The organism is Sutterella wadsworthensis 2_1_59BFAA (assembly GCF_000297775.1).
Taxonomy (GTDB): Bacteria; Pseudomonadota; Gammaproteobacteria; order Burkholderiales; family Burkholderiaceae_F; genus Sutterella; species Sutterella wadsworthensis_A.
The window spans coordinates 260,304-274,351 of the sequence record NZ_JH815516.1 but is presented as its reverse complement, the minus strand read 5'-3'; the positions used below and the strand labels follow the sequence as shown (position 1 = coordinate 274,351).

At 62.1% G+C, this 14,048-nt stretch carries 12 protein-coding genes and 1 pseudogene; 5 read left to right on the top strand and 8 right to left on the bottom strand.

What is annotated here, in order from left to right; translation table 11 throughout:
* The first annotated feature begins 183 nt into the window (after window positions 1–183).
* The gene (locus tag HMPREF9465_RS12400) at window positions 184–837 is read left to right on the top strand and encodes a hypothetical protein (protein ID WP_005435444.1); all 654 of its coding nucleotides are present in this window, start codon (window positions 184–186) and stop codon (window positions 835–837) included.
* Window positions 838–956: 119 nt separating this feature from the next.
* Here HMPREF9465_RS12400 and HMPREF9465_RS06970 read toward each other — a convergent pair whose 3' ends face one another.
* The gene (locus HMPREF9465_RS06970) at window positions 957–1,736 is read right to left on the bottom strand and encodes an SDR family NAD(P)-dependent oxidoreductase (protein ID WP_005435443.1); all 780 of its coding nucleotides are present in this window, start codon (window positions 1,734–1,736) and stop codon (window positions 957–959) included.
* Window positions 1,737–1,873: 137 nt separating this feature from the next.
* Between HMPREF9465_RS06970 and HMPREF9465_RS06965 the strand changes: the two genes are divergently transcribed.
* Window positions 1,874–2,542 (top strand): YczE/YyaS/YitT family protein, encoded by a 669-nt coding sequence (locus HMPREF9465_RS06965; protein WP_005435442.1) that lies wholly within the window; start codon window positions 1,874–1,876, stop codon window positions 2,540–2,542.
* A 128-nt stretch (window positions 2,543–2,670) separates the two neighbouring features.
* Here HMPREF9465_RS06965 and HMPREF9465_RS06960 read toward each other — a convergent pair whose 3' ends face one another.
* Together HMPREF9465_RS06960 and HMPREF9465_RS06955 are read right to left on the bottom strand one after the other, a co-directional pair.
* Window positions 2,671–3,252 (bottom strand): DMSO/selenate family reductase complex B subunit, encoded by a 582-nt coding sequence (locus tag HMPREF9465_RS06960; RefSeq protein WP_005435433.1) that lies wholly within the window; start codon window positions 3,250–3,252, stop codon window positions 2,671–2,673.
* 17 nt (window positions 3,253–3,269) lie between these two features.
* Window positions 3,270–5,345 carry a DMSO/selenate family reductase complex A subunit gene (locus HMPREF9465_RS06955; RefSeq protein WP_005435431.1) on the bottom strand — a complete coding sequence of 692 codons (2,076 nt, stop codon included), beginning with the start codon at window positions 5,343–5,345 and terminating at the stop codon, window positions 3,270–3,272.
* A gap of 52 nt (window positions 5,346–5,397) precedes the next feature.
* On the opposite strand from HMPREF9465_RS06955, the pseudogene tnpA reads away from it, so the two are divergent.
* Window positions 5,398–5,847: pseudogene (tnpA, locus tag HMPREF9465_RS06950) on the top strand (IS200/IS605 family transposase).
* A 22-nt stretch (window positions 5,848–5,869) separates the two neighbouring features.
* Window positions 5,870–7,066, top strand: coding sequence for an RNA-guided endonuclease InsQ/TnpB family protein (locus tag HMPREF9465_RS06945; RefSeq protein ID WP_231289364.1), 1,197 nt, complete (start codon window positions 5,870–5,872; stop codon window positions 7,064–7,066).
* Window positions 7,067–7,073: 7 nt separating this feature from the next.
* Here the strand turns inward: HMPREF9465_RS06945 and HMPREF9465_RS13225 are convergent, their stop codons facing one another.
* Entirely contained in the window at window positions 7,074–7,259 is a 186-nt protein-coding gene (locus HMPREF9465_RS13225) for a hypothetical protein (protein ID WP_147645264.1), read from the bottom strand.
* A gap of 231 nt (window positions 7,260–7,490) precedes the next feature.
* Here HMPREF9465_RS13225 and HMPREF9465_RS06940 point away from each other — a divergent pair, with 231 nt between their 5' ends.
* Window positions 7,491–8,396, top strand: a complete 906-nt coding sequence (locus tag HMPREF9465_RS06940) for a DMT family transporter (RefSeq protein ID WP_051009039.1) — start codon at window positions 7,491–7,493, stop codon at window positions 8,394–8,396.
* 192 nt (window positions 8,397–8,588) lie between these two features.
* Here the strand turns inward: HMPREF9465_RS06940 and HMPREF9465_RS06935 are convergent, their stop codons facing one another.
* The 4 genes from HMPREF9465_RS06935 to HMPREF9465_RS06920 all read right to left on the bottom strand — a co-directional run bounded on the left by HMPREF9465_RS06935 (window position 8,589) and on the right by HMPREF9465_RS06920 (window position 13,789).
* Window positions 8,589–10,019, bottom strand: a complete 1,431-nt coding sequence (locus HMPREF9465_RS06935) for a C69 family dipeptidase (RefSeq protein ID WP_005435423.1) — start codon at window positions 10,017–10,019, stop codon at window positions 8,589–8,591.
* Between the two features lie 313 nt (window positions 10,020–10,332).
* Window positions 10,333–11,466 (bottom strand): porin, encoded by a 1,134-nt coding sequence (locus HMPREF9465_RS06930; protein WP_005435422.1) that lies wholly within the window; start codon window positions 11,464–11,466, stop codon window positions 10,333–10,335.
* A gap of 268 nt (window positions 11,467–11,734) precedes the next feature.
* A complete protein-coding gene (locus HMPREF9465_RS06925) occupies window positions 11,735–13,261 on the bottom strand; it encodes a flavocytochrome c (protein WP_005435421.1) in 1,527 nt (508 codons plus the stop codon).
* Window positions 13,262–13,435: 174 nt separating this feature from the next.
* Window positions 13,436–13,789, bottom strand: a complete 354-nt coding sequence (locus HMPREF9465_RS06920) for a cytochrome c3 family protein (RefSeq protein ID WP_005435420.1) — start codon at window positions 13,787–13,789, stop codon at window positions 13,436–13,438.
* Window positions 13,790–14,048: the final 259 nt, after the last annotated feature.

Genomic DNA, 14,048 nt, shown 5'->3' with positions numbered 1-14,048 from the left:
CATTTTCAGTCCGCCCGTGCAGCAGTCGAAAGCAGGGCTCCCGCTGGGCGAGAAAACTTTGCAGACGGGGAGAGCGGGAATGAGCGAACGGGTATTGACGTTTTCGCGCCGCCAGGTAGAATGGACGGTTTCCCAAAAACTCGGGTTAACCCGAGCAAGACCCAAGAATCAAATCCCGCCCTCATGAAGTCCGAAATCCGCACGATCCTGCTTGGGATCGGTCAGTTTCTTTTCTGTGCGTTGCTGAGCGCGTCCGCCTACGGCCTCTACGTCCTGAACCTCAGGGTAAGCGTCCCCGTCGAGAGTCTGATCGAGCTGGGCCAGGAAGCGCTGCTCCTTTCGGCGGCGATCTTCACGCTCAGGACCGCGTCGCTTGAGAAGGAACTCTCGGGCGGGCTGTGGCTCGTCGGCGGCTTTCTCGTCGCGCTCTTCATCCGGGAGCTCGACGGTTGGATCGGCCACGCCTGGGTCTACTGCGAGCTCGTCTGGCTCTGCGGTGTCGTCTGGGCCGTGAAGGCCGCGGGGCTCGGCACCGTCATTCCGGGACTTGCCCACTTCATCGGCCACCGCGCCTTTCCGATCATGTGCGCGGGCGTAGCGATCCTGCTCGTCTACTCGCGCCTCTACGGCATGCAGACGCTCTGGCTCGCCTATGCGGGCGAGGCCTGCTCGGGCCTTTATTCGGTGAAGACCCTCTCAGAAGAATCCACCGAACTTCTCGCCTACATGATGATCTTCACGAGCGCCGCCTTCTATGCAGGCAACTGCCTGCGAATGCGCCGCCGCAGGGCCCGCGCCGAACGCCTACAGAAGGAAGCCGGCATCAAGACCGCCTGACAAGGCCGCAGCCCGCAAAAAGGAAGGGACCCGAATCCTGATGGACATGGGTCCCTTTGTTCATTCCGCCTTCGAAAGCCGTCGGGGTCTTTCTGAAGCGTTCGACCGTTTCGGCGCTGTTATTTTAACTTAGCGAGCATTCCGCCCGCGATCCTGCGCACGAGGCAGCGGGGAAGAAATCGAGTCATGAAGGCGCCGAAGCGGTTGGCTGCGCCGTCGAGTACGACGACGCGGCCCGCCATCATGCCCTTGAAGCCCGTTTCGGCCACGCGTTCGGGGTCGGCGGAGAGGCGATCGAAGGGGCTTTCCTGCGAGAGGCCCGCGGTCACACCGAACTGCGTGCGCGTGGGGCCGGGACAGAAGGCGGTGACGGTGACGCCCGAGCCCTTGAGCTCCTCTGCGAGCGACTCGGTGAAGGAGAGCACGTAGCTCTTGGTGGCGCCGTAGACGCCGAGGTAGGGGCAGGGCTGAAAGGCGGCCGTGGAGGCCACGTTCATGATCCTGCCGCGGCCCTCGCGCTTCATGCGGCGCGCCATGCGAAGCGAGAGGCTAGTGAGCGCCATGACGTTGAGCCTGATCATCTTCTTCAACATCGCCTCGTCCATGTCGGACGCAGGACCGAAGGCACCGAAGCCCGCGTTGTTGATGAAGATCTCCGGCACGATCTGCCGATCCGAGAGCCAGCTCGAGATCTGGTCGACCGCACCCGCCGCCGTCAGGTCGAGCGCGAGCAGGTGGGTTTCGGTCCTCAGGTCGCGGCTCAGCACTTCAAGAGCGCGCATGTTGCGGGCGATGAGAAGAAGCCGGTAGCCCTTCTGGGCTGCGAGCTTCGCGAGCTCCCGGCCGATGCCGCTCGAGGCGCCTGTAATGACGGCGAGCGGCTGAATGTGGTCTGGCATCGATCTGACTCACTAGAATGCATGGATGCCGCAAGTGTACAACGGCTTGCGCCCCAACGCCCGCCCCTTCGAGGCGGTAAGACGCCAACACGGGATAGTCCCATACGGCAAACAACCTAGAGACATTGAGCCATCGCATGACAACCCCCATTGAGCGCCCGAACGGGACCGATTCCGGGAAAAATCTGCTTGCACAAATCCTTCTGCTTCTCACGGGCATGGCCGTGCACACGCTCGGCATCGCGCTCATCACGCGGGCAGATCTCGGCACCACGCCCATCAGCACGCTGCCGCTTACGCTCTCGGCCGTGATGGGCGTCACGCTCGGGACGTCCACCTTCATCATCAACATTGCGTTCTTCCTCTCGCAGATCGCGATGCTCGGCTCAAGGTTCGAGCGCCGCCAGTGGCTGCAGCTCCCATCGGTCCTTCTCTTCAGCGCGATGATCGACGCCTGGATGGCGGTTCTCTCCCGCGTCCCCGTCGAGGGGGCCGTTGCGTGCTGGAGCGCCTCGCTCCTGGCGAACGTCGTCATCGCGGCGGGCATTCTTCTGCAGCTTCGCTCGAGCCTCATCCTCCAGCCGATCGACGGCGCCGTGCTTGCCGCCTCGATCGTGACGGGACGTGCGTTCCCGATCATCAAGATCGCCAACGACGTGGGCTGCGTCATCGCGGCCGCCGCGGTCGGCCTCGTCTTTCTCGGAAATCTTTACGGAATCGGCGCGGGCACGCTCGTCTCCGCCTTTGCCGTGGGCTTGCTCATCAAGCGCCTGAAGCCCGTGCTCATGCCCGGAGAACAGCTCTGAAGACGTGTCCCTCCGGTCCCGCATGCCTCAAAGGATCCACGAAAAGACGGCCCGCCTCTCGAATGTGAGAAGCGGGCCGTTCTTCTTCAAGGGACGCCGGGATCCGTCTCAGCCCCTGCGCATCGGGATCATTTCGCCTTGGGCGACGGAACGATCACGAGTGCGGGACGGGTCTGTGCGGGATCGGGCAGGGGAGGCGTCACGGCGAGCGTACCGAACGTCCTTCTGAGTTCGGAGATCTCGCCGAAGCTTATCGCGCGCTGCGGACAGGCTTCGACGCAGATGGGCGCGCCGCCCTTTTCGAGACGATCGAGGCAGCCGTCGCACTTCATCATCTTGCGGGCCTTTTCATCGAGCTGAGGCGCACCGTAGGGGCAGGCCTGCGCGCACATGCCGCAGCCGATGCACTTGTCGCGGTCGATGACGACGAGGCCGTCCTCGGCGCGCTTGTAGTGCGCCTTGGTCGGGCAGACCTTGACGCATGCCGGGTTCTCGCAGTGGTTGCAGGCGATCGAGACGTACCAGGCGCGGACGTCCTGATGCCAGGCGCCCGTCATGCGGTCCTGACGCCAGCTGCCCGAAGCTTCTTCGAGCACGCGGCGCAGATTGAGGCCGACGGGCAGATTGTGCGCGTCCTTGCATGCAACGGCGCAGGTCCTGCAGCCCGTGCAGCGCGAGACGTCGACGACGAAACCGTATTGCTTTGTCATGTTCTATCTCCTTTTGCTCAAGCCTTGACGACCTCGACGAGGTTGGTGTGCTGCGGATTGCCCTTGGCGAGCGGGCTCGGGCGAAGCGACGTGAGCGTATTGATGTTGCCGCCAACGTCGACCCTTCGGCCGTCTTTCATCACGGGCCTGTACCACGCGCCCTGCGGAATCGAGACGACGCCCGGAATGATGCGCGGCGTCACCTTCGCCACAAGTTCGACCGCACCGCGGTCATTGAAGACGCGCACGCGGTCGCCCGAACGGATGCCGCGAGCATCTGCATCGAGCACGTTGACGAGCACCTCGTCGGGGAACTGCTCGCGAAGTGCGGGCAGGTTGTGGAAGGTCGAGTGAATGCGGCCGTGGCCGTGATAACCGTAGCATTGGAGCGGATACTTCTTCTGCAGTGCGTCGCCCGGCATCTCCCAGGTGCGCACGAACATCGGAATCGGCGAAATGACGTCGCCCTTGGGAAGCACCCAGTTCTTCGCGATGTTCGCAAGGCGCTCGGAGTAGATCTCGATCCTGCCCGACGGAGTTTTGAGAGGATTGGCCTTCGGGTCCTTGCGGAACGCCTTGAGCGCGATGCCCGCGTTGGGAAGATCATGGATGTGAGCGGGCCCCGTCTTCCAGAAGGTCGCGAAGTCGGGAAGCGACGGGATCTTGCGGCGCGTTTCGTTGTAGCACCATTCGATCCACTCGAGCTGGGTCTTTCCTTCGGTAAAGGCCTCTTCCTTGCCGAGATGCCTTGCGATGCCGCGGCAGATCTCCCAGGTCGGGCGCTGCTCCCACTGCGGTTCGACCGCCTTGTGAAGCGGCAGGATGGCGGCGGAGTCGCCGTTGGAGCCGCCTGAGGCCGTGACGTCGTCCGCTTCGGGTCCGAGCGTGTCCGGCAGGAGAATGTCGGCGTAGCGGGCCGACGGGGTCATCATGTTGTCGCAGACGACGATGAACTCGCACTTCGAGGTGTCGCGCAGGATTTCGTCCGTCCTGTTCGAATCGCTGTGCTGGTTGATGAGCGTGTTGCCGCCCGAATTGACGATCATCTTGATGTCGTGGCCGAGCGTCTTCACGCCGCGCAGGCCGTCGTGGACGTCATCCATCTCCCTGCCGCGCACGATGGCATCGGTCCAGAGGAAGCACGGAATCGTCGCCTTGACGGGATTGGTGCCGACCGGCAGATAGACTGCGGGCACGGCCGTGTTGCCTTCCTGCTGGCCGGTGCTCGTGCCGGGAAGGCCGACGTTGCCCGTGAGGATCGGAAGCATCGCAATGGCACGGCTCGTCTGTTCGCCGTTGGCCTGCCGCTGCGGGCCCCAGCCCTGTGAGAAGAAGACGGGCTTCGTCGTACCGATCTCCTCGGCGAGCCTCACGATCGTCTCGACGGGGACGCCCGTGATGCGGGAGGCCCATTCGGGCGTCTTCTCGATGCCGTCGGGCCCTCTGCCGAGAATGTGGCTCTTGTAGTCCGAGCCCTTGGGTGCGGAAGCGGGCAGGGTGCCTTCATCGTAGCCCACGCAATATTGGGCGAGGAACGCGTGGTCCACACGGTCGTGAACGATGAGCTCGTGGGCAATCGCCTCCACGAGCGCCGCGTCGGTGCCGGGACGGATCGGGATCCATTCGTCGGCATGCGCGACGGCCGTGTCGCTGTAGATCGGATCGATCACGATCATCTTCGGCTTCCTGCCGCCCTCGGCTTCGCGCGTGCAGGTCATCTGCCAGGACTTTCCGTGTCCGGAGCCGCGCGTGACGGCGGGATTGTGGCCGAAGGTCACGTAGAGCTTCGCATTGGCGATTTCCGAGATGTCAGAGGACGGGCTCGCGCCGTAGGTCATCGGGAAGGCGGCCGAGATCTGAGCAGTCGAATAGGAACCGTAATACTTCAGATAACCGCCGCAGAGATTGAGCAGGCGCCACCAGGCTCGGCGGGAGTTGACGAGCGACTGCTGGCCCGAGCAGTACTGCCAATAGAGCGATTCGTTGCCATACTTCTCGACGGTCTCGCGAAGCTTGTCGGCGACGGTCTTGAGGGCCTCGTCCCAGGAGATGCGCTCGAATCGGCCTTCGCCGCGCTCGCCCACGCGCTTCATAGAAATGCCGCAAGGAAACATCTGACTTCAGTCAGGTGAGGAATTGCGGCCCATGCCTTTCACACTACCACGTGATAAAATTAAGGATATGGTGGAAATAGTATACAACCGAAATTGCGTTTACCAGATGGCATACCATGTGATATGGTGTCCGAAGTACCGCAAACGGATACTTAAAGGTGAAATAGCCAAGGCTTTGCGTCTTGCCATCACCGCGATCTGCATTGAGCGCGAGTGGCCGATTCTGACCTAGGAAATCCAACCTGACCATATCCATTTGTTCGTAACCATCCCTCCGTCACAGGCTGTAGCCGATGCCGTAAAGATTTTGAAGGGTTCGACGGCCCGGAAGCTGTTTGTGGCTTTCCCGGCGTTGAAGGATCAGCTTTACGGCGGGCATTTGTGGTCTCCGTCCTATTACGTAGGTACGGCTGGCAATGTCAGTGCGGAAACCATCAGGCATTACATTGAAAGGACTGAACATATCAAAGGGCGCAGGTAAGCTCGTTCGACGCAAAGTCGACGTGCGTACCGTCTGCATTGCCTTGGAGGTCGATGCCGATGCTTCCGAAAAGATGCATCAGACCCGTCGTCTCTACGGGCAGGCCTGCAATTTGCTCGTCCCAATCGTCGTGTCCGATACAGATAGGAAAAAACGGCTCTGGCAACGGTACAACCTGCACAAGGCTGCTTATCCGATGGTTCGAACCAAAATGTCCGTTCTTGGTGCACAGCTCGCCTGCAACGTCATGCGTTCGGTGTCGAGCATGTACCAGTCGTGGATCAGCAACCATCCGAACTTCTCGAAGGATAAGAAGATGGTGCTTCCGAGCATCAGCTTCAGGAATCCTGTTGTTCACCTGGACAAGAACACCATTCGCTTCTTCAACAACTACACCGAGGCGTCGGTCTATACGGTGAATGGGCGTGTCGGCGTTCGTCTTCGTCCGGGAAAGTTTCAGCTGAGCCAATTGGCCGGTTTTCTGGCTGAAGAGCTTGCCGGAACGTCGAAGGAGAATCGGATTTACAGGCTTGGCGAATGCAACCTCGTTTGGAAGTGCGGCATCAAAGGCACGCCTTCCAGATGGGAGCTGCACATTGCCATAGAGAAGAAACTCGAGGAAGTATCTCTCGACAACTTGTCTTTGAATCAAGTCATGGGCGTTGATGTTGGCGAAAACAACGCCGCCGCACTGTCTACCGGCCGAATCTTCAAAGCCGGGAAGATGAAGGACGACCGTGACAAATACCTGAGCAGTCGGGCTCGTTTCCAGCGCAATGGCTCCAGAAGCGCCAGACAGGCACTTCGAAAGGCTTCCGGCCGAGAGAAACGACATGTGGAACAAATCAACGACGAAATCAGCAAGTCCATTATTGAAGATGTGGCAGAACGCAATATTCGCCTGATCGTTCTTGAAGATCTTACGGACATCCGCGAGCGAATCAAGGCCGGGCAGAAGGTTCGCGCACGCCTGCACCGCTGGCCCTTCAGGGAGCTTCAGCAGAAGATAGTGGACAAAGCTTGTAGAGCGGGTATCGAAGTGATCTTCGTTGACCCTCGCTATACGTCGCAAACCTGTCCGCATTGCAATGCCATCGGAACACGGCAGAAGCACCGATTTGTTTGCAAGAACTGTGGTTACAGAGCGCACAGCGACCTCAATGGAGGTCGGAATCTGCAACGTCTGGGTTGTCTGCTGATAACCCAGGGGCTGGTGTAAACAAGCCCTATGTTGAGCCTGCTTTAGCAGGTGACAATAAAGCTTTCGACTTTAGTCGAGAGTTGTTTACCGGATACTTCAGTCGATCGGGACTGTAGAGGCGCTCGCGCATGTCGCGGCCCTTGAGGCAGGCGCGCGACTGACGCACCCTGCAGCCGTCCTTCACGGTGTTGTCGGTTTCGATGCGGATCACGGTGCCGTTCTTCGTGTACGCGCGCCATTTCGATGATGAACAACGCTCCAGCGTCTTTTGGAGGATTTCTTGACGGGAGGCAAGCGCAGGCCGCCGTCTTTACCGCCCGCAGGCTTGAGGATGACGATGGACGGGGCGTTTCGAGCGGCGGTGCATCGCGACGCTGTACAATGCCGCCTTGGTCCGGACGGACCGCCTTCTCACACGCACTCCAAGGAAAAGACAAGACAAATGACCTCAGTACGCCGCATGCTCACGGGCTTTCTTCTTGCCATCGCCGCAGGCTTCGGCTGGGGCTCCATGGGGGTGGCTGCTCAGGTCATGATGACGGACGGCGGCTTCACCGCCCAGGACCTCGTGGCGCTTCGCGTCTTCGGCGCGGGCGTGCTCCTCACGCTCATGACGCTCCTCACCGAAAGGGGCAGGGTCTCGAAGCTCTTCTCCGACATGGTTCTGCTGCGTGACGTCGTGATCTACGGCCTCGGCGTGCTGGCGACGCAGTTCACGTTCTTCCTTGCGATCCGTGATGCGGGCGCCGCCACGGCGGCCATCATGGTCATCACGGGTCCGCTCTTCGTGATAGGCTGGATCGCCGCCACGACCCGCAAGCCCGTCTCGATCCTCGAGCTCGCCGCCTTCTGCCTTGCCGCCACAGGCGTCGTACTCATCATCACAAAGGGCGACCTGAGCGTCGTCAACTTCTCATATTCGGGCGTCCTCTGGGGGCTTGCCTCCGCCGCCTGCGGCGCCTTCTGCACGCTGCAGCCGGGCAATGCCGTCAAGAAACTCGGCGTCAACGCCGTCGTGGGCTTCGGCATGCTCTTTGCGGGCATCGGCGCGCTCTTCGTCTATCCGCCTACGGAAATCGACGCCGTCTGGACTTGGGAGACCCTCGCGGGCTACCTCTACATCATCGTCGTGGGCACCGCGCTCGCCTTCGTCTGCTATCTGAAGAGCCTCGACTACGTCCCGCCCGCCGTCACCACCATCCTCGGCGCCTCCGAGCCCCTCACGGCCGTGATTCTCTCCGTCGTGCTGCTCGGCACCTCCTTCACGCCCGTCGAGAGTCTCGGCGCAGTCCTCATCTTCGCCACCGTCTTCATCCTCGCCATGAGGGAGGGGAGACGCAGGGCCTGATCCCGATCCTGTCTTCAACACCGCTCATTTGCTCCCGCTCAAGCGAAACCCGGCGACTGAGACAGAACCGAGAGAAGCAAAAAATGGCGGGACTTCCGTTATGGAAATCCCGCCATTTTCAAGTGAGGCAGGCCGGGCATTCATCCCGCCCTCATGACAAGAAAGGCGGAAAGAGGCCGGCAAGCCCGGTGATCAGTCCTTGGCCTTGCGGTTGCGGAAGTACACGGCCTCCTGGATGTCGGTCGTGCGCTTCGTGAAGCAGTCGTCGAGAAGCGTTTCGCAGAGCTCTTCGCCTTCGGCGAGAACACGGAGATTGAAGTCGTTGAGGAGCTTCGCGGCGGCCTTTTCGTCTTCGGCATGAAGCTTGACGAACTCGGCTTCGAAGGCGGCCATGCGCGGGGCGAGGTCGGCCTCGAACTTGGCGAAGGCGGTCTTGACCATCGGGGCGAGGCCGGCGTAGTCGGTCATGACGAGCGTCTGAAGCCTGCGGAACTTCCAGTAGACGGAACGGCGGTCGCAGTGGTCCGTGCCGCAACCGTAGTGTTGGGGAACGGCCTCGAGGCCCTGGTAGAACGGCAGGTAGACGGAGAGGTCGGCCATGCCGAAGGCGAGGTGGATCAGGCAGCCGATGGCCTGCGGGAGCCACGGACGGACCTGCATGATGTGGGACTCGTACGTGCGGAACACGCTGATCGGGCGCCAGGGCTCGTCGCCGCGCAGACCGAACTGGTACGGGTCATGCTCGGACATGTCGTAGTGATTGCGCATCAGGGCCTTGAGATCGTCGACCGTGATGGGCTTTTCGGGCGTGAGATAGACCTCGAAATTGCGGCCATCGTCGACGGGCTGCTCGACGGACGGATTGAGGTGCTTCTGCATGATCCAGACGCGCGGGTCGTTGTAGACGCGGTCACGCTCGTCGTTGCGGGTGTAGGCGGCGGCGAAGTCGAAGGGACCTTCCTCGGGGTTCCAGAAGCCGTGCTCCTTCGCCCAGCTCATGACCGTGGGCGAGCCCATCATGTCCTCGCGTTCCGGATCGTATTCGCGCAGGCGGCCCTGGTTGCCCGTGGCCATGTACTTGTCGGCCGGGGTGCGGTGGGCGATCCACTGGTGGCCCGTGCCGGTCTCGAGGTACCAGACCTCCTTGCTGTCGACGAAGCCGACGCCGAAGCCTTCACCGCAGCCGGCCTCCTCGATGATGCGGCCCAGAAGCGCGCACGCTTCGCGCGCGGTCGTGCAGCGGGAGAGCAGAACGTCGGGAATGTCGTCCTCGGTGATGCCGGAGGCCTTGTTGTACGGGTCGATCGCGAGCGCGTCGTCGCGGGCGAAGATGGACTCGGTGCCGGTGAGGCCCACGCCCGCTTCGTTGAAGCCCACGGCGCCGTGGAGCTGGGTCTGCCAGTTCGGCACGGTCGTGAAGCGCATGCTGTGGGCGGGCTGGGGCCATTCGAAGGCGGTGGCGCCCTTGTGGTCCTGCGTGCGGTACATCGAGCCTTCGGGCCATTCGCGCGCTTCGTGAATCACGAAGTGCTGGGCCTTGAGGGCGCTGCTGTCAGCGCTGCGGGCAAGAAGGAAGGAGCCGTCGGCCGTGGCCTTTTCTCCGACAATGACGGAAGTGCACATCTTGGATGTCCTCAGAAAATGCGCCGGCCCGAAAGGGAGAAAGACCGGCATTCAGGGCGCATATTTTAGGCGGCACCCTCTGAAACCGCCATCGGCGTTTACCTGAGGTTTCCAAGGGAAAACCATCTGAAACGCCCGTCCGGACGGCAATCCGGAAGACAGGCCCCATAGGGCGGATGACGACAAGGGACGAAGGAGGTAAACCCGAAAAAAGGGCCCGCCCCGCTTCCCCTCTGTATATACAAAGGGAAGGCGAAGAACGAGCCCTTTTGGGAGAAACCGCGTTCCCCGGGAAGAGGAACACGGGCTCTCATCAGAAGCGGTGGACGATGCCGGTCGTGAACTCGTAGCCGTTGGGCTTGGCTTCGGTCGTGCCGTTCTCGACCTTCTCCTGAGACCAGCCGGTCATGGCGTAGACGGCGGTACGCTTGGAGAGGGCGTAGTCGTAGCCGAGGGCGGCGATCACGCGCTTGAAGTCGACGTTGTCCTTGTTGTCCATGTCGCGGTAGGCGACCTGGGCCTTGGCGACGCCGCCCATGGCGGGCACGTTCACGCCGAGGCTCACGCCGTAGCCGTCGACAAAGCCGTAGCCCTTGCCGCCGGTTACGGCCATGATGCCGTCGGTGCCGACGCCGCCGCGGAAGGCGGGAAGCTCCTGGTCGCCGAAGAACTGCGTGAAGGCGAGGACCTTGACGCCGCCGTCGAACGTGTAGTTGCCGCCGAAGGTGACGGTCCAGCCGTCATCCTTGCTGGCGGCGGTGCCAGTGCGGTACGTGCCGTACATCGTGGTGTCGGCGACGAGCACGGCCTCAAGAGCCCCGGCCTTGTAGCGTGCGGCGAGAGAGGCGTAGCGGTCGGATTCGCCGCCGTGGCCTTCGACGCCGCCCTTGGAGGAGTCGTTCTTGAAGGAGTACATGGCGTAGCCCGTGAAGCCCGCAACGGTCGGGGTCACGTAGCTGAGCGCATTGTCGACGCGCGTCCAGGAGGAGGCGGTCACGTGGCCGGAGCCGAAGGCCTTCGTGTAGTTCGCAAAGAGCGGGTCGATGGCGCGGAAGAGGCCGTCGGCGCCGAGCGTGCTGCCGAAGACGGGCATCAGGCCGGCGGAGAGCTTGCCGAACGGACCGACGAGGTCGACGTGGGCTTCGCGACCGAAGAGCTTGCCGCCCTGGTCGAGACTGCCGTCGTCGGACTTGATGCCGGACTCGAGCACGAAGGCCACCTTGTAACCGTTGCCGAGGTCTTCAGAACCCTTGAGACCGAAGCGGGAGCCGAATTCCTTTGCGTTCTCCATCGAGAAGGAGTTCACACGGTCGTGGCCGGCAATGTCGGCGTCGCTCGACACGAAGGAGAGGCTGGTGTCGATGAGGCCGTAGACCTGGACGTCAGCGGCCTGGGCGCCCATAGCCGCAGCGGCCACGGAAAGGGCGAGAAGAGACTTCTTCATCATGATGTTCATTTCCTAATGGGTTGAAAAGCGGAATGCGCTTTGAGTCAGGAGGGCGCTTCGCCTCTCCTGCGGGCAGGACGGAATAATACAGTATCAACGAGTACTTTTGTTGTTCTCTTTAATTCCCGCCTGACCTCCGGCATTCCTTCCGCCGTTTTCGGGCGGGAACGGGCGCCGCGTCCGACCGGACGAAACGCCCGTCGATCCCTGCACGCGGGAGGTCTCAGGCTTCCCGCTCGCAGGGCGCATCTTCAGGCGTTGACCGGGATCAGGCCTTCTTGAAGGCATCGCGGGCTGCGATGCGGCCGAAGATCATGCAGTCGGCAACGGCGACGGTACCGAGACGAACCATGCCGTGGACGCCGCCCGTGGCTTCGCCGGCGGCATAGAGGCCCTTGATCGGGGTGCCGCGCACGGACATGACCTGGGCATGCTCGTTGATCTCAAGGCCGCCCATGCAGTGGTGGACGCGCGGCCAGAGGCGAACGCCGTAGAAGGGACCCTTGTCGTTGACGCTGGCGCCCTTGAAGAACATGCAGTCGAACTCGGGGTCCTTCATGGCCTTCATGTAGCCGTTGAAGGTCTCATTGGTCTTCTCGAGCGTCGCGTAGTCGATGCCGTAGCCGGCAGCGAGGTCCTTGAGCGTGTCGAACTTCTTGACGACGCCGGTCTTGAGGGCGTGCTCCCAGAGCTTGTCGGTCATGTTGTGGCCGACGATGGCGTTCATGACGTTGGCTTCGCAGGTGTAGATGACGCAGGGGTGGCCGATGGCGACGATGGCGTCGGCGCGGACCTTGCGGTTGCCCGTTTCCTTGATGAAGCGCTTGCCGGTGGCCGGGTCGACCATGGGCCCGAGGCCGACGCAGGACTCGACGAAGAGCGGAGCCACGCCAAAGCCCTTTTCATCGGGCGAGGTCCACGGACCGAGCTGGATCCAGTCCATCTGGACGGTGTTGGCGCCGATTTCCTGGGCCTGCATGATCATTTCGCCCGTGGCGCCCGGATGGTTCGTGGAGGTGAACTTGTCCGTGAGGCGCGGGTCCTGGCTCATGCGGTACTTGACGTTCTGCGCGAAGCCGCCGGCTGCGATCAGGACGCCCTTCGTGGCGCGCACGTAGAGGACCTTGCCGGAATTCTCGCGGCCGAAGCGATAGCCCTGGCGGGCCTTGACGCCGATGACTTCCTTCTTGTCGTTGACGATGATTTCGTCGACGATGAAGCGAAGGCGCGGCTCAATGCCGAATTCCTTGAGCTTGGCGAGCATCGGAAGAATGAAGCCGGAGCCGGAGTTGTTCGTCACGGCGTGCGAACGCTTGACGGAGTGGCCGCCGTGGTAGGTTACGGCCTTGAACTGGACGCCGATGTCGTCGCGCAGCCACTTGAAGTTGGCGACGGATTCATCGGCGATGCGGCGGGCGAGGGCGGGATGGCAGAGGCCGCCGCCCGCCTTCATGATGTCCGCAAAAAGAAGGTCGGCGGAGTCCTTGATGCCTTCCTTTTCCTGCATGTCGGTGCCGGCGGCCGCGACGGCGCCGCCGTTGATGATGGAGTTGCCGCCCGGCGTGCTCATCTTGTCGACGAGCATGATCTCCTCCTTCTTCGCGCCGAGGTAGTGCGCCTCGAGGGCGGCGGCGCAGCCGGCAAAGCCGGTGCCGACGATGAGAAGACCCGTAGTTTCGTCCCACTTCTGCGGCGCTTCGGTCGAGAAGGCGGGAGCGGAGACGGCGGCGGCAGCGGAGGCTGCGCCGAAGAGGGCGCCGGTCTTGAGGAACTGGCGGCGGGACTGGTTGGTCATGCTGATACTCCTTTTCATGAGTGATGGTCGCGGGGCGGACCTCCGTGTGCGGCGGAGGCTCCCGCCGTCCTGCGGCTGGTCGGCCGTCAGGACGCGGTGAAAATCATCGGGCGTTCGAGGGACGGTCCCGTCAATCCGGGCCCGAAGCGATGCCTGTCAATGCCTTTCAGCGCCTCAGGGCACCTTGAAGCCGAACTGGTGGCACTGGTCGCAGAAGTTCTCCGTTTCGCCGTGCATGTAGTGGCAGTTCGTGCAGTCAAGCTGGTCCTGATAGTGCGGGGAGACGTGCGGATTCGTCGGCTTGACGTCCTTCGTCTTCTCGACGAGGTCCTTCGTGTTGTGGCACTGCGTGCACGTCTTGATGTCGGGCGTGGCGGGATTAGCCTTGTCGGGGCCGTGGCAGGTCTCGCAGGTGAGACCCATCGCCGCATGACGGTCGGCACCGAACTTTCCGTCGGCGGCAGAGGCGGTGCCCGCAGCCATGAGGGCGGTCATCATCAGGGCGGCAAGCGTCTTGAAATTTGTCATTAAAATCTCCTGTAGGGGCGAATGGTTCATGGGGGCCGAGCGCCCTGTTCGAGTGAATCCTAGTCCATTAAGCCTGCCTTAAGACGCGCCGACTGTGCCAACTTAGGGTAAGCCTCCATCGAAAGTCCCCACTAGTTGGGTGTTCTCCATCAGGGTTCCTCCGAATAAAGAACCAGAAAAACCGCCGTTCGTGTTGCTTTTCCGCCACACGCCGTTTCGAGAGGAGATGCGCTTCGCAGGGCTTGCGAAGCGAGACCGT

Coding starts and splice junctions, on each gene's coding strand:
- HMPREF9465_RS06940 (WP_051009039.1), top strand. CDS start 7,491: ATGACCTCAGTACGCCGCATGCTCACGGGCTTTCTTCTTGCCATCGCC.
- HMPREF9465_RS06965 (WP_005435442.1), top strand. CDS start 1,874: ATGACAACCCCCATTGAGCGCCCGAACGGGACCGATTCCGGGAAAAAT.
- HMPREF9465_RS06920 (WP_005435420.1), bottom strand. CDS start 13,789: ATGACAAATTTCAAGACGCTTGCCGCCCTGATGATGACCGCCCTCATG.
- HMPREF9465_RS06935 (WP_005435423.1), bottom strand. CDS start 10,019: ATGTGCACTTCCGTCATTGTCGGAGAAAAGGCCACGGCCGACGGCTCC.
- HMPREF9465_RS12400 (WP_005435444.1), top strand. CDS start 184: ATGAAGTCCGAAATCCGCACGATCCTGCTTGGGATCGGTCAGTTTCTT.
- HMPREF9465_RS06970 (WP_005435443.1), bottom strand. CDS start 1,736: ATGCCAGACCACATTCAGCCGCTCGCCGTCATTACAGGCGCCTCGAGC.
- HMPREF9465_RS06955 (WP_005435431.1), bottom strand. CDS start 5,345: ATGAAGCGCGTGGGCGAGCGCGGCGAAGGCCGATTCGAGCGCATCTCC.
- HMPREF9465_RS06925 (WP_005435421.1), bottom strand. CDS start 13,261: ATGACCAACCAGTCCCGCCGCCAGTTCCTCAAGACCGGCGCCCTCTTC.
- HMPREF9465_RS06960 (WP_005435433.1), bottom strand. CDS start 3,252: ATGACAAAGCAATACGGTTTCGTCGTCGACGTCTCGCGCTGCACGGGC.
- HMPREF9465_RS06930 (WP_005435422.1), bottom strand. CDS start 11,466: ATGATGAAGAAGTCTCTTCTCGCCCTTTCCGTGGCCGCTGCGGCTATG.